The organism is Asaia astilbis JCM 15831, from assembly GCF_000613845.1.
GTDB classification, from domain to species: domain Bacteria; phylum Pseudomonadota; class Alphaproteobacteria; order Acetobacterales; family Acetobacteraceae; genus Asaia; species Asaia astilbis.
The window spans coordinates 48,965-73,127 of the sequence record NZ_BAJT01000017.1; the positions used below are offsets into that span (position 1 = coordinate 48,965).

The window sequence follows — 24,163 nt, forward strand, 5'->3', positions numbered from 1 at the left end:
CGAAACCGGTATTGAATGTCCACCCTGGTCATTGGGCTGCGTGCCGAAATTTTGATTTTTCCGCGAGACTTCGAAATCAAAACAACTTAGGTCACTATTTTCCCAGTATATTTGGCGCGTAAGAACCGAAGCGTTTCCACGTCACCGAGGAAAAATCGGTTTGCAAGAAATTCGTCATCTAGCGGTTGGAGCTCGTCACTAATCTCAATACCCAATAGCTGTTTTGCTGACCAAGATTGTAATTTAGCAAGATTAGTAACCTCTGTAAGGTGATTATCCAAGATATATCGTTCCCATTTTGGGAAAGGAGGCAAAAGACAAAGAATTAAATGACCTAAATAATCAAAATCAACAGAGCAACATTCTGTTGGAAGCATTTCATCGAGGTTTCGCTCGTCTCTGATCTTCGGGTAATCAGGAATTTTTGCGAGAAGTTTTTTCTCCATGTCCCAGATTTGCTGTAATTGCAGCTTTGCGATTTCTACTTTGAACGCACCGCCACCTGACTGAAGGCCCGTTACAAAACGAGAAGTAGCCGTAATCGTAGATGCGTTGAGCATACCGAGGGCGTGCCCAGTAGGCGAGCTTACGATTTGCCTCCACGTAAGCTCGGGCGTTTCAAAGCGTAGAATGAAATGGCGAGCCTCGGCCACAGCCCATAGTGTTTCATCTAGCATCAGCAGAACCTTGAAGACGCGCCGATAGGCCGTGGCCGCGAGAAGGATCAACCGCCTGGGTTCATCGTCTTCGAAGTATGAGAGGCAAAGTCCAATGAACCTCTCGATTACGCCTTTCAAATCGGTGTTCGTACCAGAACCAGCATCCAACCAAATCGGCACGACGGGAATCTTCTCTAGGCCCTGTCGGTCCAATTCCATCAAGTAGGCAAGCGCGTGGCCGACGTAGATATCTGACACATCACGCACCTCATTAGGAAAGACTTGGAGTAAGACTTCGAAAGGGTACGGAATACTTCGTCTAGCCAAGGTCGTCACAAGCGTGTTGGTTGTGACGACACTATGTTGCTGGAACATATGGATTTCGACCAGGTCTTCAAGCGACGCGTCGTTGATTGCGTCTCGTTCATCTTGACTGTCAGAAGATATCTGCTTCCTAAAATTATCTAAGATAAGCATACGTTTGCCAGCCAAACGTGCGCCTATTAACTTTCTGAACTCTTCGACACGATGCATGTTGAATTCATGGTCGAAAACCCTGTCGAGTAGTCGTGCGATGCGTCGCTTCTGGAAAAACCATATTTGCCACGGTTCAAGTAGATATCGAAGCTTATCGAATTCAGAGGCCACTCTTTCTCGGGGTAAACGAATAACAGGCTCGGTCACGCTTATCTCACGATCAAAGACCTCAATCTTGATGCCATCGCAGAGGACAACGAGGGCGGCGTTGATATTTGGATGGCAGGCGTATTCAATTGCCTGAGCAAGATCTTTATATCCAAATTCCTTGCTGTCTCGTGGGCGCTTGGCCTCGATCAACCAAAAATCTTCTTGCCAGAGATTGAGTTTGTAGTCAGGAAACTTCTTTCTCCCGAGGAATTCAATCTTGCGCTCTAAATCGACCGAGAAGTTCGTGCCCTTTGCATAGCCGAGAGCGTTGATGATCGGATCAATGACGAAGGCACGAACCTCAGCTTCCGTAAAATCTGAAACATTCAGTGTTTCGACTTTGCGCAAGTCTTCCATAAGTCTGGGCGCCAAAGGCTCCAGTCGTTTGGAGAATTGAAGGGTCTCAAACGAGATTGGCTGCGTCCAGACATCAGAGGTCATGCTCTATCCCACTATTATTCAATCTTGATCTTAGGCGCCGATGGGAACGCGAACAATGAAAGTATGTGGCCTACGAGTTATATACTCCAAGTATTGGTCTGGCAGTCGACGCGCCCCGCAGCAAAATGCACGTGCATTTCGCCTGCAACACGCTGAAGTCAGCAGTCGTTCAGGGCACTTTGACAGTGCGTAGTGGAGTATCTGCCGTCAGGCTCTAGCGCAGCCGTGCGCGGTGGGGGAGGGATGATTAGAACTCCATTGACCGGCTACCTTTGAGGCGGCCTTTCTACCTCATCCAGCGCCGTCTAACGTCTTTATGACCTGCTTCCGACCAAACACGTTTTTTAGTGAGCCTCAGCTAATTCGGAAGCGAGCAATGCGGTTTGCGAGTTCTTCTGTCTCCTGTGCGAGGCTCTTGCTGGCCGCAGTAGACTGTTCGACCATGGCGGCGTTTTGCTGGGTTACCTTGTCCATATGGTTGATGGCCGTGTTCACCTCACTGAGCCCGGCGGACTGCCCCTGAGCCGAGGCGGCGATGACGCTGATGATTGAGTTGATTTCGACAACCTGAGACGCGATGCGCTGCAGTGACTCACCGGTTTCCGCAACCAGGCCGACGCCGTGGCCGACATGTTCGGTCGAGGCGGCAATCAGGCCCTTGATCTCACTGGCGGCGTCAGCCGAGCGCTGGGCCAGGGTCCGCACTTCCGATGCGACGACGGAGAAGCCTCTTCCCGCGTCTCCCGCTCGCGCGGCTTCGACACTGGCGTTGAGCGCCAGCAAATTCGTCTGGAACGCAATCTCATCGATCACGCCGATAATCCGATTGATCTGTTTGGATGACTGCTCGATGCCACTCATCGCTTCGACAGCACGGCCGACCACGATGCTCGACTGATCGGCCACATCCTTGGCGCTCGTCACCACAGTGCGGGCGTGGTTGGCGCCCTCGGCGGTCTTGCGTGCCGTCGCGGTGATTTCGTCAAGCGCGGTCGCGCTTTCCTCCAGGCTCGCGGCCTGCTGCTCGGTCCGGCGTGAGAGGTCGTCAGACGCGGTCGAGATCTCGACTGTCGCGGTCCGGATGTTCGAGGTCGTGTCGGCAATGACGCCAATCGTTTCCTGAAGCCTGTCCATGGCGGCGTTGAAGTCGGTCCGCAGCTTCTCGTAATTCACGGCAAGCGGATCGTTCAGACGAAAAACCAGATCGCCGTTGGACAGACGCTCGAGACCTGTCGCAAGGGCTTCGACGACCTGCGCCTGCTTGGCCAGGAGCGCCTTTTGCGCCTGTTCGTCCCGCTCACGAGCCAGATCGGCAGCTTCGCGTTGCCGTGCCGCTTCAGCCTCGAGAGCGAGCTTTTCGGCACCGGTGGCTTTAAAGATCAGCGCGACGCGGGCAATGGTGCCGATCTCGTCCCGACGGTCATCGCCGATCACAACGCGGGCGAAATCACCCCCCGCAATGCCGGACATGGTCGAGGCGAGGGCGGTAAGAGGCTTGGAGATCCAGGCCTGCACAGCAAAAAAGGCACCCGTGGCAACGATCAGAAGGCCGGCAAGGATCAGCGCCCAGGTCGTGTGGATCGTGCTGTTGGTGACGTCTGTTGTGGCGTCGTTGATCGTTTTGGTCTCTTTCAGGAGATCATTGATCACGGTGCGAATTTCGGTTTCATACGCGGCAATGGACGGTCGGCAGACGGTGAGATAGAGATTCTGGGCTCTCACAAGCGTCTTGTCGTCTGTGCTATCGGCAAGCTTGAGCGTCTCGGCACAGGTCTGATCGAGCACCTGTAATCCCTTTTTCTCCAGCGCCGCGTATTGTGTCGTGTGGGTGGGAAGCAGCGAGGCGCTTTTATCGAACAACTGAGTGAATTCGGTGCGATTATCCGCCAGGTCCTTCAGAGCCTTCTGATTGCCCTCGTCGGTCCGTGACATCAATAAATCGCCGATGCTGGCACTTGCGTCTGAGAGGGCGCGGCTGCCTCTCGTCATAAAGACACCGGCAGCGCTCTGACGATCGGTCAGATCGGAATAGGTGGTATCGATCGCACGCATCTTGCCTGTGACGAAGACGGCGGTGACGATCACGAAGACAGCAAAAAGCGCGAGGACGGCCAGGAATTTCCCTGTGACCGGGATATGTTTCATCACGCTTAATTCCTCAATTATAATGCGCCATCGATACGTGGCCTGGAAGGTCAAAATTATTCAATGAAAACACGCTTCGGCTTTAACAATCGGCGCAATGGTTTGCTGAAAGGTTAAGCCAATAAAGATTTCATATTCTTGCGGATTTTTTAAGAAAAGCGGTATCGATGCGAGACGTGGAGACAGCTCTCTCACTCCGCTGAGCAGAAAATTTTTATAAATGAAGTGTCATTTAGCGCTGCGTCGCGCTGTGTGACGGGCAGGGTGCCTCTTATGGTGCGTCAGGGGCGGTGTGTCGGGTGTGGGGATTTCTATCTTTAGGCTTCCTGGCCGTGGCGTTACCCTGAGGGCGACGAGCTGAAAATTGCCTGCCCGAAAGGGGTCTCAGGTCATCATCACTCCGCCGATATTCCCTGCACGCGCCTCTAGAGAGAAGCTGCGTGCGTTTCCCGCTTATGGATTGGCTAGTCCTTAATGGCTGCGGCCGGTGCCACAGCCATAAGCGAACGCCGCTGATGAAAACAGCGTTCGGTATTCCGCCTAAGTAATGTTCCGCTGGGCGAAGAGGCTGGCGTCTTCGAAGAAACCGAACAGGAGGCGTATCTGGGGGCTGTTCTCATCGGCTTCGGCATTATGCAGATAGGGCGGTAGATAGAGCCGGATGAAACGCGCTTTGGCGTCGAGCCCCTCAGACGTGACCGCCCTGATCTCGGTCAAAGCTTCCAACTGAGCGTCGAAATGACAGGTGAGGGCGAGATACTCCTCATCATTCAGCTCATCCTCGTGGTCCTGCAGGAGCTGAGAGGTGGCGCTGGCCTGCGCGATTTGGGCCAGCAGCACGGCATCGGCGCTGTCGGATGCCTTTGCCGACGGTGAGAGGGCGCCGTTAGGCCCGACAAGGGGCAGGGCGGCAAGAAGGGAGAGAACAGCACGTCGAGTTGTGCTAGAGGAGGCGTCAGCCTTTGGCATGGGGGTAAGTCCTTGCTGGAGGTTAGGCCAGGTCGGGAGGGCTCAATCTCTCGATCTGGCTGTATAAACTGGCACAAGTTTATAAATATTTGCAAGGATTGTGGTGTAGACGTCGATCGTTTATGTTTTACTGCATGGCAGAAGAACTGAAGTCAGAACGCGTCACCACAATGATGACCCCCTCGGAAGTGAGGGAGATCGATGACTGGTCTTTTGAAAGCCGCATCCGTAGCCGAGGCGAAGCCATCCGCCGCCTGATCAAGCTTGGACTGGAAGCAGCAAGAGACGGGAAGGGTTAGGAAAAGGTCACCCCCCAACCCTGTCGTCCTCCTGAAGTTCCGACGTATCTGCTCCCGGTGTTGAATAACATCAAGTAGTGGCATCCGAGACCGGCTTTAGTGTGCGGGGGTGCAGATAATTCAACTGAAACTTAGATAAAATATGGTGCAAAAAGACTGGATAAAATTTTACTAACTTTCACTTGCGGGTGACCAAAAAAGATTTTGACATGCAAATGTGCCTGAAGTAATGTAAGGAATAAAATATATTTGATAAATACCATTCACTATAAGTAATTGGACTTTAAATGAAGAGCGAGTTTTCTAATTACGTGTATTTCCCATACTGCGTCGTCGTATTGGTCTTTGTTTTGGGTATGATAGCGTACATGATAAAATTCTTTTCCGATTTGTGCCCAAAGACCATAAAATTCACCGTATACACTTATTTTATGACTTTTTATACGGTTGCATTTTTTCTAGTTCTTTCAGAGACTTTGTCGTGGATTGCAGAGGATGGAAAACCAGCTTCTGTGTACGGACATTATTTTTTACTGATATTGACTTTTTTTCATAGACGTAAAAACTGAATTATATATTATCTTGATTGGCTTATCCTTCATATTCATACCAATTATTCTTTCTTATATTGTGTGTGGTTTGGCAGGTCTGGGGCGACTTCCTGTCAACCTTGGGAAAGCAATCAGAATTGCGATACTAATATATGCTAAAAGTCTTCTCCCCTTTAGCGCTATTGGCATGGCCTTTTTGGGTGGCCTAATGTTCACGAAATGGGGTAAAGAAATTCACGCTCTTCGGCTTTTTTACCTCACATCATGCCTCACGGTCACTTTCTTCTCGTCTTTCTTAATTTTTGTCGTTACGAGTTGGAAAAATATTCTAACTAGAACCAGCATGGGTAATGCGAAGATAGTCATAATGATGAAGAAGATTAATGACTATATGATACGAAAAGAGCCGCAACAAATATTACGCTTTCCTGATGAATAAATATATCTATTTCTTTATATATCGGAGCTCCGCACTTTACCTTAATAACTATTTGGCGTGTCGGTTGAAAATGGACGGCGTACCGATCGATTACATATCAGATTGGTTGGCGACCGATCCGCAGACACGGCGTATCGTCTAAAGTGAAATGGATTCGTCATTTCGCAGGAATGATATCAACGATTTCGAGAGGTATTGGAGAACCTAATGCAATAAAAACGATATGAATAATGGAATTAAACTAATTCGTTTCAATGAATCGTTATATAAGAACATAAAATTTTCATATCAAATATATTTACAACGTAAATTGCTCGAAACCTGATCCTAAAAATCAATGTATTACGAGTGATATTTAAAACAATTCATGGTGATACTGCAGGAATACCTCCACAAGGGCGCGCAAATATACCCTGATCGTACAGGGTCTCAGTTCAAGGCACTGCGAACACTGCCCGACATACGGTTTGCCAGTTGAGCAACCCTGACAGCGCTCACGCTCACTCGATAAAGCCAACTCCAAACCGCCCTCTCTATGGAGGTGGATGAGTTGGTGCGAGAGATAATTAAAAGACACCCAGCTCTATGTGAGAATATTTCAAAAATAAATACTGCAAGAACTGATTTGTTTTACCTACCTCACGACCCTTATCATGAAACCACGATTGATAGGTTTTTGAAGAGATTCAATGGATGAAATGCACTATACTGTAACACTGGCAGCCGCAAACACTCAGCTCAAGCTCTCGCAGATGCTTGCGATCCGGCGATCTGTCAATCGCACTGAGGCGCCACAAAGCCGAGGGGGTGGGTTCCGTCAGACGGACCGGAGAGCAGATTGTCCGATACAAGACGTACCACCCCTAAGGCAGTGCACAGCGATTGGCCCTCATGAAACCGACTTATTAAGACCGAAGATGGCGAACTGTAGTGCGTATCAGCAGCGCAGATTGCCGAGGTGATTGCACGAGGTAGTGCAGAAGGAGGCATGTTGAGGAGGGCTGCATAACCTCTCCTGCCCGACCGCCATCTCGGGCCAAACGAATCTCGCGGAAATTGAGCATTAGACGCGCGCATGGGACGAGCTCCAAGCGCTCGCAATGGCGAAGGGACCACAATTCCATATTTATTTTATCAAAATAATTATGGAAGTATACTATATTCAAAAAAATTCAGTCAAATGTATATAGATTGAATTAATAACCCGAAAAAGGAGAGAGAATATAGAGAACCGAAAAATGGTTTTCAGTGTCTCTTCGGAGCGGGACCGATTTGCTGCAAAGGGATGTTTTGGGAGTAAAGGGAGTTGTCTTAAAGTCTTGCAAATGTGGATCATAAAGAAAATTGAGACTTGCAGGCACAAATATTGCAACTGATCCGGGATGTGAGACGCGTATTGTATCAGCGTGCTGCTGGCTCCTAAGTTCCTCTCTGCCTCGTTGCCATAACATGTCTGCGGAGGCGTCACGAAGAGCCCCGACGCGACTAGTTCAGATGACGTTTCGAGGGTCTTTTTTTCAGCCCGCACTTTGTTCAGAACTAAACCTGAACTTTGAGATCGATTGCGCGTCTCTTGCGTTCTAGTGGAGTTGTGACCGATCGCGTTCGCACGCTATTCAGTACTAAGCTTCCTGCGCCGATCCATCAATGAACGGAACGAACAATCTTATGGCCTCTCCACTCATTTCCGAACGTCACCCCTGGGTCAAATACGTCGCCCTCATCGGCATGGGCGTTGCGATCTATGCCGGGGCGGTCTGGATTTCGTTCTCCCTCATCGTTGCGATCGCCTGGGGAGCCGTCATTGCCATCGCCGTTCGGCCCATCCAGCGCAAGCTCGGCAAGTTTATTGGTGAGAAGCTGGCGGCAGTCAGCCTGATCGCTCTGACCTGCGTGATCTTCACGGTCCTGGCAGGGATGGCAGGTTATGGCGCCGTGACCGAGATTGGGTCGCTCTCCGAAAAAGCCCATCGTCTTATTGCTCCGCATGAGACGTCGGCCCCGGCGAAAGCGCCGGGAGGGGCATCGCAGGACCAGGCCGCGTCGTCACAGGGCGACGGCAGTGCGGACAAGACCGAGCCGTCAGATCATCGTGACGAGGCGGCTCGCACGAATTCGACCACGGATCACCCCGAACCGGCAGACCGTAGCGGAGACGCATCCGGCGCGACCTCACCTGCTGACGCCAAGCACGGCATTCCGCCCGCCATCGCCGAGCCGATCCACAAGGTGAAGAGCGTTCTCCCTCCGAGCCTGGCAGACAAGATCGACCCGCAACAGATCCTGAACATGGCCAAGGCTCAGGCTAAATCCATCTCCAAAATCGCAGGGCTGGCTGCCTTCTCGGTGCTCAAGGGCATTCCGCATCTGATGGAGGCTCTTTTCGTCGCGATGCTGACTGCCGCCTGCTGCCTTCTCTCTTACGACCGCGTCACGTCTTCCTTACGTACGGTGAGCATCCAGCTCACGCAGCGCGACGACATCCTGCTTCACATCGTCCGCAGCGTTCGTGGTGCCGTTAACGGGCTGGTTCTTGTCGGTATTGGCGAGGCGCTTGTCTGCTCACCGCTGATCTTCGTCGCTGATGCCGGGCATGCGGTCATTTTGACATTCATTCTGGCCATTGCCGCGTCCATCCCTTTCTGCGGCTATCCCGGAGCCATTCTGATCGGTGGTATCATTGCCGCCTCGGGCTCGCTGAATATGGGCATTGCTGTTGCGTGCTGGGGGCTTTTCGTTCTGTTCTGCGGGGAGCATTTCGTTCGCCCCAAGTTCATTTCCGACGAGACCCGCTTGCCCTTCCTGCATACGATCGTTGCGATCATGGGCGGCTTGCACATGCTCGGCCTGGTCGGTCTATTTATCGGACCCGCCATTCTGGCAGCAGCGCATATGCTCTGGTGCGAACTCGATGGGTCTCACAAGGATCATGAAGGCTCGGAACAGAAGGCCTGAGTCACACAATATGCCACCTCGTGACAACAGGCGGCATGCATCCGGGCAATCTTGCCGGCAAGAGCGGCGATGTCTCCGGGCATTGTCCGCATTAGGCCCACCTATGTTTTTCAGCACGTGAGGATATTCATCAAAGCGGATGCCTGTGCCGCTGTGCCACCAAGCCCAGCATTGATCAGTCTCAAGCGACTGACGAGGCTTAGAGCTGCCGCCTCTTTAGAGCGGGAGTTGATGCGACTGGGTGTGTCCAATCAATAGGCTGATCGCGATGCGGAGCGACGCTCATGTGTAAGCCTGTGGCGCATCATCTCAATCCCTTCTTCGGCTTCATGGTTTGCGCTGGGCGGCGCGACTATTGAACAGACGTCAGGCTAGTTGACGACCGGTCCGCAGACGCTGCGGCGAACGTAGCGGGTCTCTGTTCGAGACGCTGAGGGCACCGCCAGCCGCATGGCTGCCCGTTGGACAGCCATGTCAGCGCTCACGCTCACTCGATAAAGCCAACCTCAAATTTCGCCTTGCCAGCCAGCGACTGCAAGTTGTTGTTTTCCGGATAGGACTTCATGAGCGGGAAAAACACCGACCCACCGATAATCGTACGGCCGTCAGTGTCTTTGGGACGCAGGCCCCAGACATCCTGATATGTCATCGGCACGGTTTGGCCATTCACGGTCGTATTCCCGATATACATCATGATATGGCCGGGAATGTGGATAAGTGTCGTGAACGGCTTACCGTTTTTCACGAGATAATCGAGCCGCGTTTGCACATCCGCTTTGCCCAGATCAACCATGCGGCTTGTCGCCTGGATCTGTGCCTGTGAGTTACGCGGCATGAGGATGCCAAAGGGTATGAGCAGGCTACGCAACTCCGCCGAGCAGTCATTATAGAAGTTGTAATTACCCCAACCATAGGGACGATTAACGAGCGACCGCACGAGCATGGCAAGGTTGCTGCGGTTCATCGCAAGCGGCATCGGCGCAAATGCCTGGTCTGCATCTTCATGCCAAGCGATCTGTGCGTGTCCTGCAGCGTCGCTTACCGGGATGGCCACCTCAGTCTGACCAGATTTGGCACTCCTAAACGGCAAAATCGTGCCGATACGTGCCGTGAAATGAAAAACGTTATCGTCAAAGATCGAGACAGGCTGATGGGTCAATGCGCCGAGATTCGCCGACGCCATTTTAATCCAGCTCTTCACGAATGGCTCACGTGCCTGAGCAATATCCTCATAATGCACCCAGCCTGTGACGTCCGGCGAGGCAACATATCTCCAACGGTGATCACGGCTCACCGTCAGTGTGTAGACTGGGGTACCAGGCCGCACCGAGGACATCTGAAGGTTGTCGAACGGATAACCTTCGCCTGCCATGCGCGGGTCGTTATAGGCGGGGTCATCTGTCGGAAGGACCCGCACAAGGGTTTCCCGCAGTGCGATACCACGATTAGCCGCGTGATAGCTGGTATCGATGTCCACTGCGGCATTATCGCGCACTGCATTTTTCCACGCGTCATCGTGAATTCTGAAGTTCTGTCCCCAAGACTGACGCGCAGCACCCAGATAAGCGTTGATGCCCCAGTCGCGCGTGCTTTGCACGCCGCTTGCGAGCCTTTTTCCGATAAAGACAGGATTCCAAGGTGAACGCCCGTCACCGCCCATCCCGAAATATTGTGATTTCAGCGCCGCGAAGTAACGCTGCTGGGTGGCCGTGTCGATAATGGCCAAGTTCGGGTCGGCGTCGGCCAGGATCCACTGATCGACCGATTGAGAGTAGTTCGTCAGAGGGAAGACAGATTTGGTTGGGTCGATATAGTTCGGGTTCAATCTCGCTGAATTCTGGGGTGCACGATCAGGCCCGCTCTGACAGGCGGCGAGGACGACAGGCACTACAAGACAGAACGAACGTAGTATACTGTTTGGAATTCCATGTCTCATATCGTTACCTTTTACCTATGTGTTGTAAGCTTGTACTATACATGAAAAATAGTTATATGTAACTCCATAAGTTCTTCCGGGATATGCCGTCATTTCCTTCTGATAAGGGTAAATCCGCAGCGCCTTTACGCGACACTCTGCAGCCGACCCGGCACGAACTTTCTGGGTCTGGCCAGGCCCTCTCAGTGATATGCACCCGCTCGGTCATGATTTCCGAACCATCGGGACGGGTGACGGTGGTTATTTTGTGATCCAGCACGTCGTTAGAGGTGTGAGCCTGATAGCCCGGCCAGTGATCGGCAGCGCAAGGACACGAGATCCAGCCATTACGCGCCAGAAAGTCGTCTGAGAAGGATCTGGTCGGGGGAGTGGGTATTCCTGAATTGACGCCGATCTATTCAGGCATGTTTCCATCAAGCCCGCGGCAAGCCAGAGCTGAGGATGCAAAGGTCTTTCTCAGGCGTTCGCCATCGACCATCTTACGGGCCTTTCACCGACCCACGCAGCGGTATCATACGTCCTTTGGGAGCGGTATACCGGTGGCCGACCTGATTTCTCTGCCTCGCTCATGCGAAGCCTCTGATATCAAGGAACCATGATTTCTTGATTCGCTCAGAAATGGCCAAAAATCGATAATACGGTAAATCAGGATTATGCTCTTCACCCATTGGAACCCGCAGAAAACTGCGGAAAATCGAATGGCGTCCCATAGGGGATTCGAACCCCTGTTGCCGCCGTGAGAGGCATCGCCAAATAGTCGATTTCAATGCGCTAGCTGCAACTATCCACAACTAACGACGCCTGCGAAATCTACATCGTGCAACGAGTTGAGACTCGTTTGTGGTCCATGTGGACCTGACACTTTTCGCTTATATTGCCCCTCCATATCGTGCGATTCTAGGGCCTCGCGCTGTTAGGATGAAACTGACTCAGCATCCGGATGATCCCCAGATTGCGCGGCGGGCGTGACGCTCAAGCTCTCATCGTTGTGTTAATGGGGTGGGGGCGGCTTTAGGGCCGCCTTTTGCTTTTACTGGTTAGTCGGATGACGTCCTGAGCTGACAGAAAGGCATCCCATCGCGGAGTGTCTGGCCGGTTTATCGATGGTCAGAACGGTAAGGTTGTTGGTTTGGATCGCGATCAGGAGATCGAATCTTATATATTAAACTTATAACGACGAGAAATTAAATATGAACAAAGTGACAAATATATCTTTAGCAAAGAATATAGCTGAAAATACACTTAGAAAAAATCTTATTGCTTATGGTGTTGGAAAAGATGATGTTATAATTGAAAATGATGCTTTTATCGGTGATCGTTTCTGGGTTTTTTTTCTGGAACGGAAATATTAAAGTTTCTGAAATAGATCGAAATCTAGCAGATGGATGGGCTTGCGCGATAAATGATGTCGGGAACTTGAGATTGTTTTATGATTTTCGGAAAGATGCCGTGAAACAGAATGAGATTTTGAGTGGACTTAGGGTGTGGGCGGCGAGGTAAACGAAAAGCTAGGCTCAGGACCCATTGATTTGGGTAGGTAAATCTGATTCAGGCTCCTTGAGGAGATTGAAGATGAGCGACCTGTATTGGCTAACGGACGAGCAGATGACGCGTCTGGAGCCATTTTTCCCGAGGAGCCATGGCAGACCGCGTGTTGATGACCGGCGTGTGTTGAGCGGGATTATCTTTGTCAACCGCAATGGGCTGCGCTCGCGGGATGCTCCGCGGGAATATGGGCCGCATAAGACGCTCTACAATCGGTTAAAGCGTTGGGGCGCCATGGGGATCTTTGCCCGGATGATGGATAGTCTGGCGGCCAGCAGATTGGATCATCAGACGGTCATGATGGACGCGACCTACCTGAAGGCGCACCGCACGGCCTCGAGCCTGCGGATAAAAAAGGGGACCTAGGCCGCCTGATCGGGCGGACCAAAGGCGGCATGAACACGAAGCTGCACGCGGTGACAGACAGGAATGGCCGCCCGATCAGGTTCTTCATGACGACAGGTCGCATCAGCGATTATGCAGGGGCCGCTACCCTGTTGGACGATCTGCCCGCTGCAAGATGGCTCCTGGCTGATCTCAGTTATGATGCCGACTGGTTCAAGGACGGGTTGGAGGGAAAGGGGATTAAACCCTGCACTCCAGGCCGGAGATCCCGCAAAAGCCCGTGAGCTACGACGAACGCAAATACCGGCGCCGCAATCGTATCGAGATCATGTTCGGCCGAATCAAGGACTGGAGGCGCGTCGCCACTACCGCCATGTTCTGGCGATGAGTCCTGAGCCTAAATTTCGGCCGCAAACTTTACACGCAACCAAATCAAAGATGAACTGTGATGCTACGACGATATGTTATTTTTGACATGTATAGGTTCTGAGTCCGTTGATCATATGGATGGATTTTGTCGGAACGCGGATCGTAATCGTATTTTCTCTATCCTTTGTGCGAATCTCGAAAAAAGATAACTCACCTATCCCAGACAATACTGCTTCGATATTTGGGAAATACCAATCTTTATGACCGTCAGTTTCGGAAACGCATTCTTTAGCAGTGAGATTCAATTTGCGATATGCGAGGTGAACAATTTCGGCCGCCTCTTCGTTCATAAAAAATTTGGTGTTCGCACGCGGTTTCAGTCCAACCATTGTCAAATAAGCCGAATTCACGAACATCAAAATCGGTAGCGCGGTGAAAGGTAGGAAAGGTATTAAGAGAAAACTACGAGATTTTAAGGTGTTGGTGGTCTTATCAAAAGATGAGTCTAAGAAGATTAGGAACAAAAAACCAATAGTAAATACATAGGCGAACATGCGAAGAATGTAAAGATCAGGGTCGGATACTCGCCATCTAAACATATATATTATTGCTAAAAGAAAAGTCATGATGGATGAAAACAAAATAATTGACACCTTCATTTTCGATGAGTTAGCAATAAAAGTGTCAGTATTTTTAATGAAGTACTCAACTCGCATTTCGGGCGGCGCCATTGATCGCCTTTTCGTCGCAATCCACAAAAAGATGTGATACGCTGGGTAAGCGAAAATCGAACCGATTATTGTGAGATACGTCAGAGATATTAAGCAGAACAGACCGTACATTATCATTTCCGATAAGGTTACAGTATGAACAATATCTGGTAGTATATTTTCATATGAGCAGTATGAGAATAAGATAATACCTCCCATAACTATAGATATTTTCGAAATTATGGCGATATATAGTAGGATCTGTTTAAAAACTTTTTCGTTAATCACGAGAGGACTCTTCTGATTAATAATAAAAGGTCCACTGCTAAAAATCACACAAACGATAATGAATGATTAATATTACTTTTACTTAATATAAGATATAGAGAAAAATAAAGATGGTGGAAGCATGTATACGCAACCGGAGGTCTAGAGCGTTAAATATAGAGGGTGAGGATAGTGATATTATATATCTATCTTTATCTTCTTCTGTTTTAATACGAAGTCCGATGCTCTGCTGAGATGCGTTCACTTCACGCAGGCGCGCACCTGGTCCCGTAAGCCGATATAATCGCCGAGCCATCGGACAATTTCGATCCAATCGACCCCTTCAAGTTTTGAGATTGCCTTGATCTCCGCAGCAAGCGCGGCCTGATCCTCTTTGGTGTAAGTGACTAGGCTTGGACAGGGCACATGCTGCACCGACGTGCAGGCAGAGAGCCCGAGAAAGGCAATGAGAGCGACCCATCTCATGCGGAGCCATCCCCGAGGCGCTGCAACACAGCCTCTTTCGTCGCGGGCTTGTCGGCTTGTGCCTGGTTCATCGCCTGCGCTTTGCGGGTCTGAGCTTCGGCCGAGGCTTTGGCGGCCTCTGACGTTCTCACGGAAGCGGCGTTTCTGCCTGCCCTGGTGGCGTACCAGATCAGGGCGCCGAGCGCGGTGACGATGAACTTCATCGCACCGGCCAGGAGTTCCGCCGTCATGGCTTGCCCTTGTCGAGACCGTCTTTGCGGGCAAAGGCGATCTTTCTGACCACAAGCCAGACAACACGGAATTTTGAACCGACAGCCGGTTCCTTCCAGAAACGATAGATCACGGCACTTATGGCGATCAGCGCCGTGACAATATCGGTCACATTGCCCGCAATCTGTGCCGGAAGAAGCGGCATGATCTGAGAATATAGCGTTTGCCAATCGTAATTCATGAGAGTGCCCCCGTTGTGGTGATCTCGCGACCTGCAAAGATTTCGCTTTCGAGCCGCCGCCGCCGTTGAAGGCCCGGCAAGGGTGTTTGGCGTCCGTTGACCGTGGCCTTGTCCCATCTCAGGAACTGCGATTCAGCGGCCTCGTACTTGCCCTGATTGAGCACGCGGAGCAGCGTGGAGCTTCGGAGAGCACCAGTCCCAATATTGAATTGCAGGGAAAGAAGCGCGCCTTCCTGCGAGGGTGTGAGAGGGACTTTGACCATGGTCCGCAATGTCTCGCGCATCCCCGTGAGCGTCTGTCGCACCAGATCGACGGCCTGATTTTCTGTGATGGGCTTTGTGTTTGCCGTGACCGGCTTACCATCCGCCAGAAAACGGTTGCCGATGCCGATCGTCCAGTATCCGGCAGGGCAGATATAAGGCTTCAGACGCAGCCCCTCGATATCGTCCCGACGCAAAAGCGCCGTGGCGATGTCCAATGAGTCAGTCATTTGGTGATTTCCCAATAAAAAAAGCCGCCTTTCGGCAGCCTTGGATCGTGCAAAGTCGAGATAACAGACGAAGCGCTGCTTCTTATCCCGGTGGCAGGTCGACACCTGCCCGCCCGAGGGCCTCGCGCAGCATGGCATTCTGCTTCCGAAGCTCGTCGATCAGCGCCTGCTTTTCTGCTTCGCTCTTTTCAAGCTTCGCCACGCGGTCATTCAGTTGGTCGAGTGCCTGTTTTTGCGTTTCGATCGTGCCCTTCGCGCTCGACGCCCCGAGGCCGATCAGCCAGCGGATTGTGAACATCAGACCGCCGAAAACCGCCACCCACCACGGTTGAGGGGTGAGGTTTTCAGGCATGATCGTTCCTTCCCAGAGCGGCACGGATATTGAGCAGAGACAACGTCGCATAAGCAGCGGTTGCGGGCATCGGCGAGGACTGGCTGATGAGGCTGCAAGCGAAGAAGGCCCACACCGTAAACGCCGCTATTGCCGAGCCGCGTTGCAGCCCGGAATGTCCGGTCAACGCTCCGACGATCTGCGCCCCACCTGTCATCCACGCCAGAACGGCGTAAATCAGCGCCGGATCGTCCAAATGGGGCAGAATAGTGATGAGATCCGCCAGGTCGGGCCATTTCAGATAGCTCTGAGGAAGCGCCAAAAGCAGGCAGCCCCAAAGGAAGATCCCGATGCCGAGAAGTAATTCCTGCACTTTCATCGTGACACCTCACAAAAAAGCCGCCTTGCGGGGCGGCGGTTAGGAAACACTGGTCTCGATCTGATCAGACATCAGGAGGGGGCGGTCTGTAACCGCGCGATATAGACAACGTCACCAGGCCGCACCCACTGAGCCGTAAGGCGCAGACTGTCGCCAGCCTTCAAAACAAACGTAATTTGCTTGCGAGTGATGCCGTTACGAACACTCGATCCCGCAGCAGTCGTAAGGACAGGCGCCGTGACGGCAATGCGGGCATTATCATCGCCATAACAGGCCAGAACATAATCTCCCTGCTGTTCGCTGAAAACGATCGGGCTTTCTCTTGCCGCGTCCTCTGAGCCTTCGCCCCCGATAAGCAAAAACTTGCCCGAGAGAGTCTGATCGATCTCAGGACGATAGAGACCGACAGTGGGCGGCCCGAAGACGATAGAGGCAAGGCGCGAAAAGGGCAGGGCAATGACTGACTCCTTGTCGGGCAGGCGTGCGGTCAGGATGCCATCCTGGGTGAGAGCAATGTTCTTGAACGTTCGACCAAGTGCGTCATTGGCCTTCGAAACAGCATCGATACCCGCCTGCATGGTCGCAAACGTGGTGACTCCTGAGCCATCGGCGTTGCGGGCGGTGCCTAGGGGAGTAGAGAGCGGCAGGCCGTTGGGAGGCATGAATTGCGGCTTGGCAGTCTGCGTCTGGGCACACGCAAGCGACGGCAGCAACACGAAAAGGATTAGAAAGCGCTTCATGTCGTTGTATCCAGTCGCGTCGGAATTTTGGCATTGTTCCACCAGCGCCGGTTGGGATCTGGTGAGTTAGGCAAAGAATCAAACCAAACGGACATCGTGGCATCGTTAACCGCGCTGACATCGACACCCGGTGCGCTCGGTGGCGATGCCGCGATGAGGGCTGGCGTCGCACTGACGACGATCGAAACGACCGCCTGATAGGTCGCGCCAGAACTGCCGAGCACGCATACCGTGACGGCGGTCGCGCCCGATTGAACCCATCTGAACCAGGCGGTAACGGTTGTCCCGCTGAGATAGGTCCAATGCAGCGTTGCGGCGCTTCCAGCGTCGAACGCAAAAGCTTTTACACTTTCGCCGGGGCCTAAAAGGCCTGAGAAATCGACGCTATAATCAGCTCCGCCATTGATGTTGCTGTCAGGCCATGCGAGCAGAGGGTGCATGGCCATGCCGCGCAGTTGTGCGGTCGCGCAGCCGCCTGGGCGCACGATCCGCGCCGATGGGCGCCAGCTCATAGCAATGATCCTTTAGGTTGTTGGGGCTTGCGGCAGGGTTGTGCTTGTCGTGTCCGAGCCATTGGCGATTGCCATGAGCGCCTTGAGATACGAGACCCAAGCGTCAGGCGTTGGCTCGTTCAGAATGCCGTAATTATTGTAAACGTAGTCGCGGGCCGAGATCAGGGCGGTGAGCGCCTGCTCTTGAAGCGTCGGAGGGGGGATAAACCAGTCATCCTCTGTGACAGTGTTCAGGTCGATGACATCCCCGCGTCCGCCGTTATAGACCGCTTGCGGGCTCCCATCTGCTGCGGGCAAAATCCCGGCGCCTTTGGCCTGGGCCAGAAACAGAAGAGCGTGGGTTTCGTCCGAAACATCGACAAGGTCTGTCGGGAGATCGCGATACGCGATATCCACACTGTAAAAACAGCCTGTGCTCTTGGAATACTTGTAAGGCATTCAATATCCGATCACATTAAGGGTTATACCGCCTGTCTGATACACTGTGCCTAATCTCGCCCAGATCCGGACGCTGCCTCGGTCGATGATGGTGATGCCGAACGAGCAAACGCCTGGCCCGACATCATTACCGAACGCGCCCCGCAATTCGGTTTCGAAGGCCTTAGGCAATCTGATCAAGGTTCCGTTTTCGCCGTCGCTCGCGCTGTAGGTTGCCTGAAAGGAATACATTTCAGGATTTGTTGCGCCGGGAATTGTCAGCCGAGGTGTCACGTCAGAGACGAGGGCGGTCTCTTTTCCGGCAACGGTAGGCCTCGTGTCGAAATCCCATTGATCAATGACGTCGGTTGCCCCGTCCATACGTCGCCTTGCATCGCCGTCGATAGAAAATTTGTTGGCGTAAATAGTCTGAATACCAAGACGAAGATCCGTCTTGATTTGCAAATCGCTGCTACCATCCGGCTCGATCGCGTTGCAGTAAAGCGTCTTCTTACCCATGCGCAGGCCAGCAACGATCTGAATGTCTGCACTGCCCGAAGGCGCGCCCAGAGCGTTTACGAAAAGCCCAGACTTGAACGTTGTCGAACTACTGCACGTCTGGTCTTCACCTCCCAGGCGCATGAACGTCAGAAATGCATCTCCTGTCGCCATGACAGCTTTGTTGGTCGTGGCTGTGCTGCTGATTCCAAGGGGGACATAAAGCCCGCCGCTGAAAGTCGTCGGACTGGTTGAGGTTTGCGCGCGCCCGAAATTGTTGAGGAATGACGCTAAGACGTCGCCAACTGAGATCGCCTGTCGATTGGTTTCGTACCAGGCAAGGTTACCGACCGGGATGATCGGTCGTAAGGCGAAGCCCCATTGGTCAGAAACATTTGTGTCGCCCGTGATACGCCGGGACGCCGCGCCATCAATGGCCAGGCTGTTGAGATATGCCGTATTATTGCCGAAGCGGGTACCGGCGTTGATCCGCACATCTATGGCACCGTCTGCCGCGATCTCGCTACAGTAGATGACCCTTTCCCCCATCCGAAGACTGGAGGTGATCCTGATATCAGCCGCATTGCCTGAGGCACCGAAAGCGTTCGTAAACAGACCGTTCGTGAACGTCGTTGGACTGGATGAAGATTGCGCAGGCCCTGCCTTGGCCAGATAATCGGCAAAGAAATTGACCCACGCAGCGCCGTCAGTGCCGGGCGTTGTCAGGTTGTTGTCTTTTGTAGAGCGCCAGTAAAGATCTGCGTTATTCGGATCAGAGACAATCGCGCCTCTTGGATATCCGCGGATTTTTCTGGCAAAATCCAAATCGAATGGTGCGATGAGCCCAAGGCGGCGAATTGCTGCGGTAAGCTGACCATCGTCAGCATAATCGAGCGTCTGGCCTGTTGCCTCAATAGGATGGGCAAGGGCTTCCTGAAGTCCATTGAGAAAGACAGCGTCAACAACCGTCGCCGGGATTCCGGTCACAGGGTTGCCGTTTGTGAAATAACCGGGTGTGCCCTCTGGTTTTGCCGGAGGCCGCGAGGTCGCGGCGGTTCGCGTGCTGATCCTCTGCATAGGTGAACCTCATTTATTTGAAAAAAGAGTCGCTGAAGCTATCGAGGCATCAGGCTGGATGCGCAGCGGTTCTGAATCGCAATACGAGATGCGCCGGGTTGCGCGCCTCAAGCTCGCAGATCAGCGGATCAGCGTTGCCGGTGATCGCAGATCCGTCAGGAGCCGTGACAACCCAGCAATACGCCCACTCATCATTGCACAGAGCATCGCCGCTTTGTGAAATGCCGCAACGAAAGGGCGCGTATTCTTCGACCGCAATTTCGTACCCCAGCGCCGCAGCGAAATCCTTGAAGTAGGACACCGCCGAACCACCGCTATCGCTCAATCGGGCAACAACCTGTGCCCGGCGCTGATCGATGTCGGGATCAGGACCAGAGCACGGGTCAGGCAGCCCGAGCGAGGCTTCCCATTCCGGCAGAAGCTCAAGCGTGGTTGCGGGGAACGCATCGGTCAGAAGATTTTCAGCCCGCGCACTGTTACGGGCAAAGGTTGCCGCCCAGGCCTGTGCCAGCAGATTTACCAGGCTGTCTGGAGCACGCGACCACGCTGGCCCCTGCGGCATGAGCTGCAAGAATGCCTTGCGGAAATCATCGGTCGAAAACACAGCTTTGCCTTTCCTTTCATGATCTGAAACTGACCGATCCCAGCATCGGCATGGCGCCGATATGGGTCGCAATGATCGGCGCGGAGGGCGATGAGATGTTGAATTGCGACAGGCCCAGGGCAGCCACAGCCTCATTCCACTGATTGGGAAAGAGCGTGGCCCCCGGCGCCGATAAGCGCGTAAACATGTCTTGCAGGGCCTGAGCGATCAGGGCCTGATTGGCCGCCGTGTTGTTGGTGCCGAGACTGTCGATCGTAAAATCGACCGTCTGCCGTTCAGGCGAACAGACAATGACCAGCGCCGTGACCGACCTGAGTGAATAGAGCGCATTGGCCACAGTGAGCTGATCGCCCGCCGCAGCCGGATATCGCTTCTCTTCAGAGGCAGCTCCGTCTTTCCCGATCGGAAAGCCCGCATTTGCCGCATTGGCGTTGTCGAGCATGATATAGAGCACGACCGAACCGGCGCCGAAGCCGAGCGGGTTGACCCAGGCGCGCGTTACGCCCGGCACCGCCTTGGCCCAGCCTTCATAATCCTCGCGATTGCCATTTTCGCCCCCGCGCTCGAAGGCCGCGAGAATGCGATCGCGCAAGGCGTCATCTGTCTCGGCATCGGCGCCCCCTGTGAAAGGCTCGGTTACACGGCCCGTCGTCTGAACGCCTTCTTGCGGAGAGCCCAGCGTGGCTGTGGCACCCTTGGCGATGTTGCCCGCTGCCCCGGCCTGCGTGATGGCACAGGGCGCGACCGTGACGCCGTCAGTGGTGACACTTTCGGCGGTTGTCACCGCCGTGCCCCCGCCGGAGATCTGAACGGTCGTGCCTTCAGGAATGACCGGCGAGCCCGTGACGGGAAAGCTGACCTGACCCGTGGCGACCGTGGCCGGTTTTCGAAAGGTTTTCTTGAAGGTGCCCCAGGCCTCGAGATATTCGTCTGTCGCCGTCCAGGGCACGGCCTGTCTCGCGATCCAGTCGAGATATTGATAATGCAGCCACGACAGCCCGGCCATGACTGTGGCCAGAACGTTGAGGACGGAATAGCGCAGCAGGCTGTCACGCCCGGTATGCCGCCATTGAGAATGTCCTGACGTGCCTGTTGCCGTAGATCGTCCAATGAGGGTCTTTGGTAAGGCATTCAGACAAGCCCCTCCCAGGCCCATGAAAAGAGAAAGATTTCACTCGAGTCGATCGAGGGCCGCTTGACGGTAATGCTGAACTCCAGCGCCGAGGCGTTGACCGTGCTCCATCGGGCAGATACCCCGACATCTTCCGCCACGCCGTCCGCAATCAACCATTGCAGCGCTTCACGGCAGATGGCTTCCGCCTCGGCAGGGATCGCGTCATCTTCGACCTTGATCGCGCGTTGCAGTTGTCTCAGGCGTGAGCCGATCGGCTGCTCTTCCAGCATGTCACCCCACCAGCCGCCCAGATCGGCAGCGGCTGTGCCTCGAGCGCCGCGCGGCGCTTTGATGCCGACCCCGATATCGAGCGCGTCCGGCTCCTTGGGCAGCACGCGGTCAGTGAACAGACTGACGATAATCGACGAGCGCAACGGGTTCTCGAGCGCCAGATCACCGGACGCGATGGACCATTCGCCGCGCGCCGCGCGAACGTGCCAGGTAATGCCGACATCCATGATTGATCCGTTCAGCTAGACTGAGGGGGGCCTGATTGATCCGGGCCAGACCTGACCCCCGAATGCTTATGTTTCGTGAGCGAAATCTCGCTCGCAGTGACTTCTTTCGCGGTGACGTCTTCAGTGACCGTCAAGGAGCCCTCGAGCGTCACTTTGCCATTGGCCGGTATCAGCGCGATGGAGCCGTCTTCTTTCAGCCAGATCCGGCTTTTCGTTTTCGGATGATAGAGACAGACCTCGCCCGGTTTCAGGTCCTTGGGGCGGTTGCGCTGGTCGCCTGTGGCCACAACCACGCCGCGAGAGCGATCACCGCCGATAAAGGTCATCACCGCGTCCGACCCCGGCACAGGACGGCTGGCAAAGCCATATTCCTGCAAATACGGCATGTCGGAGCGCAACACCGACCCCGGTAGGGCGAGCTGAAGCGTGGGCGTGGCCGGGGTTTCCTCCGTGTCGGCTGTCACCCTGCCGAGGCCGGTCAGGTTCGACAGGCCTCGCGCGAGACGTTCGATCAGATCGCTCATCAGTCATCTCCATCCTGCACAGCCCGAACCGGTTCGCTATTCGACAGTGGCGCGAGCAGCGGTTGCGGCTGAAACGCTTCGGGCGGCATGAGCACAAGATCGGCATGCGTGCCGTCCTGACCCGCACGCAGGGTGATTTCCCCGATCACCAGGTCGCGCGAATTGCCGTGTTGATCGGTAAACGGTGCCACCGTGTTGGGCTGCCAGAGTTTTCCGGCCTCGTCCCGCCAGCTATCGCAGGTGAGGGTTACGGCCTGCGATCGGCCATAGCGGCGGTTCACCTCCCATTGCGCGCGGCGCTGCGCAATTTCGTGATCGGTGTCTCCTAATTCGATGAGGATCAGCATGGGGCGTTCACGCGTGACGCGCGGATCTATCGCAGGCTCTCCCACGGTGAGCGACCTCATCTGATCGCCGAGACGGTCTTCAGACGGGGCGGTTTGCAGCACGTCGACCGTTTGCAGCACAGGGATGACGCGGGAATAGCGGGCGGCCAGACTACGGGCCTGTGTGATCTGCTCAATATTCTTGCCGAGCGCGAAGCCGCTTGCTGCCCTTTTGGTGCCGACGCCCGAAAAGACGATCGTGCCATCAGGCTGATCGTAAAACAGCACGCCCGCTAGGCGGCAGAGACGTTCGATAACCTGATAGCCGGTCTCACTCAGAATGACCGAGAACAACTTGATATCAGCATTACCCGCCCCGTTGATGGACGAGATCCCGATCTTGAAGCGATCGCAGATCGCGCGGGCAATGGCGAGCGCGTTAGTGCTCGACATCTGATAAGTCGATAAAAGCGCCGAGCATTCCACAAGATCGGTGCTTTTCGAGGCCACGGTCACGCGCAGGATGTGATTGCCCACCTGTGCCAACTCGGCAACCGTCACCACATAGCCCGTGATCACCCGCTGCGTGCCGACCATCACCTCGCATAGATCGCCGGGGTTGATCAGGTTTGTCAGCCTGGTCTGCGGGTCTTGCGTCGTCAGGCCGAGCTGTGCCGTCCAGGGCATGATCTCGATCCCCATGACGATCGCCACATCGGTCCAACCCGAAACAAGATGCTGATTGATTCTGATCGTGACCGCATTGGAGGTCTCGGCAGAGACGCCCAGAAAATCCGTGATCTGTGAAACGATACTCACGATGACAGTGCCTCGAATTGCGTAGGCATGAAAGCCGGATGAATGGGGTTGGCACGGCGGATCAGGTCAGAGGCACGCGCCCCGTCTGAATAGACCTGTTGCGCCAGCACCAGAGCAGGGGCCGGGGCGTTGCGCTCGATCGCGATGATGTCGGGCAGGCGTGCTGCACGCTCGCCCAGATCGCGCGTGACTTCCGTCCGCAGCCCCGTGAGGGCCTGCCACGTCTTGTCCCATCCTGCATTCGCTGCACTGACCGCCTCGGCATCGAGCAGATCGGCCAGCTTTTGACGCATGGCCTCGGCTTCGTTCGAAGACGTCGCCGACCAGTCCGCACTTGCCTGCGCCAGAGAGAACAGCGCCGCAATGCGGCAGATCCGCGCCGTAGCCCCCTCAACCTGAAGAATGGCCCCGCCAATGGGCGCCGTGCTCTGGATGCCCTGCGTCGTATAGAGCGAGAGGGACGATAAAAGCGTAATCTGCACACCCGGATCGTAAAGCGCTGCCCTGAGTGATTCCGTGAGGGTGAAGCACCCTTCGGCCAGAGCCTCGCCGGTAGGGG

The 24,163-nt window shown here is 54.1% G+C and carries 22 protein-coding genes and 2 pseudogenes; 4 read left to right on the forward strand and 20 right to left on the reverse strand.

Translation table 11 applies throughout. The features are described 5' to 3' along the window. Positions 1–86 precede the first annotated feature (86 nt). From JCM15831_RS12560 to JCM15831_RS12570, 3 genes are all read right to left on the reverse strand, one after another. Positions 87–1,787: a type I restriction enzyme HsdR N-terminal domain-containing protein gene (locus JCM15831_RS12560; protein WP_025824542.1), complete on the reverse strand. Its 1,701-nt coding sequence runs from the start codon at positions 1,785–1,787 to the stop codon at positions 87–89. A gap of 354 nt (positions 1,788–2,141) precedes the next feature. Beyond that, positions 2,142–3,932: a methyl-accepting chemotaxis protein gene (locus JCM15831_RS18900; protein ID WP_051528508.1), complete on the reverse strand. Its 1,791-nt coding sequence runs from the start codon at positions 3,930–3,932 to the stop codon at positions 2,142–2,144. A 540-nt stretch (positions 3,933–4,472) separates the two neighbouring features. Beyond that, entirely contained in the window at positions 4,473–4,901 is a 429-nt protein-coding gene (locus JCM15831_RS12570) for a hypothetical protein (protein ID WP_025824543.1), read from the reverse strand. A gap of 134 nt (positions 4,902–5,035) precedes the next feature. On the opposite strand from JCM15831_RS12570, the gene JCM15831_RS21640 reads away from it, so the two are divergent. Together JCM15831_RS21640 and JCM15831_RS20470 are read left to right on the forward strand one after the other, a co-directional pair. Next, the gene (locus tag JCM15831_RS21640; RefSeq protein ID WP_156938887.1) at positions 5,036–5,200 is read left to right on the forward strand and encodes a hypothetical protein; all 165 of its coding nucleotides are present in this window, start codon (positions 5,036–5,038) and stop codon (positions 5,198–5,200) included. Between the two features lie 2,658 nt (positions 5,201–7,858). Next, entirely contained in the window at positions 7,859–9,145 is a 1,287-nt protein-coding gene (locus JCM15831_RS20470) for an AI-2E family transporter (protein WP_025824546.1), read from the forward strand. Between the two features lie 487 nt (positions 9,146–9,632). Here JCM15831_RS20470 and JCM15831_RS12595 read toward each other — a convergent pair whose 3' ends face one another. Continuing rightward, complete coding sequence (locus tag JCM15831_RS12595) at positions 9,633–10,970, reverse strand: SH3 domain-containing protein (RefSeq protein ID WP_373277649.1); 1,338 nt, start codon at positions 10,968–10,970, stop codon at positions 9,633–9,635. 1,301 nt (positions 10,971–12,271) lie between these two features. Here JCM15831_RS12595 and JCM15831_RS21645 point away from each other — a divergent pair. Then, complete coding sequence (locus JCM15831_RS21645; RefSeq protein ID WP_156938888.1) at positions 12,272–12,433, forward strand: hypothetical protein; 162 nt, start codon at positions 12,272–12,274, stop codon at positions 12,431–12,433. Between the two features lie 220 nt (positions 12,434–12,653). After that, positions 12,654–13,338: pseudogene (locus JCM15831_RS21135) on the forward strand (IS5 family transposase); the annotation flags it as partial. A gap of 1,240 nt (positions 13,339–14,578) precedes the next feature. Here JCM15831_RS21135 and JCM15831_RS12620 read toward each other — a convergent pair. The 16 genes and pseudogenes from JCM15831_RS12620 to JCM15831_RS21995 form a co-directional block, all read right to left on the reverse strand. After that, positions 14,579–14,803 carry a hypothetical protein gene (locus JCM15831_RS12620; RefSeq protein WP_025824549.1) on the reverse strand — a complete coding sequence of 75 codons (225 nt, stop codon included), beginning with the start codon at positions 14,801–14,803 and terminating at the stop codon, positions 14,579–14,581. Further along, entirely contained in the window at positions 14,800–15,033 is a 234-nt protein-coding gene (locus JCM15831_RS12625) for a hypothetical protein (RefSeq protein WP_035774477.1), read from the reverse strand. Before JCM15831_RS12625 ends, JCM15831_RS12620 begins: the two co-directional genes overlap by 4 nt. Next, the gene (locus tag JCM15831_RS18920) at positions 15,030–15,254 is read right to left on the reverse strand and encodes a hypothetical protein (RefSeq protein WP_051528509.1); all 225 of its coding nucleotides are present in this window, start codon (positions 15,252–15,254) and stop codon (positions 15,030–15,032) included. The genes JCM15831_RS12625 and JCM15831_RS18920 overlap by 4 nt, the downstream gene beginning before the upstream one ends. After that, complete coding sequence (locus JCM15831_RS12635) at positions 15,251–15,745, reverse strand: lysozyme (protein WP_025824551.1); 495 nt, start codon at positions 15,743–15,745, stop codon at positions 15,251–15,253. The genes JCM15831_RS18920 and JCM15831_RS12635 overlap by 4 nt, the downstream gene beginning before the upstream one ends. A gap of 82 nt (positions 15,746–15,827) precedes the next feature. Then, a complete protein-coding gene (locus tag JCM15831_RS12640; protein WP_025824552.1) occupies positions 15,828–16,097 on the reverse strand; it encodes a hypothetical protein in 270 nt (89 codons plus the stop codon). Continuing rightward, entirely contained in the window at positions 16,090–16,455 is a 366-nt protein-coding gene (locus tag JCM15831_RS12645) for a hypothetical protein (protein WP_156938890.1), read from the reverse strand. The genes JCM15831_RS12640 and JCM15831_RS12645 overlap by 8 nt, the downstream gene beginning before the upstream one ends. Before the next feature lie 71 nt (positions 16,456–16,526). Next, entirely contained in the window at positions 16,527–17,195 is a 669-nt protein-coding gene (locus JCM15831_RS12650) for a hypothetical protein (RefSeq protein WP_025824554.1), read from the reverse strand. Next, positions 17,192–17,707, reverse strand: coding sequence for a hypothetical protein (locus tag JCM15831_RS12655; protein WP_025824555.1), 516 nt, complete (start codon positions 17,705–17,707; stop codon positions 17,192–17,194). The genes JCM15831_RS12650 and JCM15831_RS12655 overlap by 4 nt, the downstream gene beginning before the upstream one ends. Positions 17,708–17,719: 12 nt before the next feature. Further along, a complete protein-coding gene (locus JCM15831_RS20475; protein ID WP_051528511.1) occupies positions 17,720–18,145 on the reverse strand; it encodes a hypothetical protein in 426 nt (141 codons plus the stop codon). Beyond that, on the reverse strand, positions 18,146–19,699 hold the full coding sequence (locus tag JCM15831_RS20480) for a hypothetical protein (RefSeq protein ID WP_025824557.1): 1,554 nt from the start codon (positions 19,697–19,699) through the stop codon (positions 18,146–18,148). Positions 19,700–19,748: 49 nt separating this feature from the next. Next, on the reverse strand, positions 19,749–20,303 hold the full coding sequence (locus JCM15831_RS20485) for a YmfQ family protein (protein WP_025824558.1): 555 nt from the start codon (positions 20,301–20,303) through the stop codon (positions 19,749–19,751). 16 nt (positions 20,304–20,319) lie between these two features. Further along, a complete protein-coding gene (locus JCM15831_RS18940) occupies positions 20,320–21,459 on the reverse strand; it encodes a baseplate J/gp47 family protein (RefSeq protein WP_156938892.1) in 1,140 nt (379 codons plus the stop codon). Next, positions 21,435–21,935 carry a phage GP46 family protein gene (locus JCM15831_RS12680; RefSeq protein WP_025824559.1) on the reverse strand — a complete coding sequence of 167 codons (501 nt, stop codon included), beginning with the start codon at positions 21,933–21,935 and terminating at the stop codon, positions 21,435–21,437. The genes JCM15831_RS18940 and JCM15831_RS12680 overlap by 25 nt, the downstream gene beginning before the upstream one ends. Positions 21,936–21,946: 11 nt before the next feature. After that, a complete protein-coding gene (locus tag JCM15831_RS12685) occupies positions 21,947–22,459 on the reverse strand; it encodes a phage baseplate assembly protein (protein WP_025824560.1) in 513 nt (170 codons plus the stop codon). Next, positions 22,459–23,604: a phage baseplate assembly protein gene (locus JCM15831_RS12690; RefSeq protein ID WP_025824561.1), complete on the reverse strand. Its 1,146-nt coding sequence runs from the start codon at positions 23,602–23,604 to the stop codon at positions 22,459–22,461. Before JCM15831_RS12690 ends, JCM15831_RS12685 begins: the two co-directional genes overlap by 1 nt. Then, positions 23,601–24,163, reverse strand: a pseudogene (locus JCM15831_RS21995) (DNA circularization protein); the annotation flags it as partial. The gene JCM15831_RS12690 and the pseudogene JCM15831_RS21995, both read right to left, overlap by 4 nt.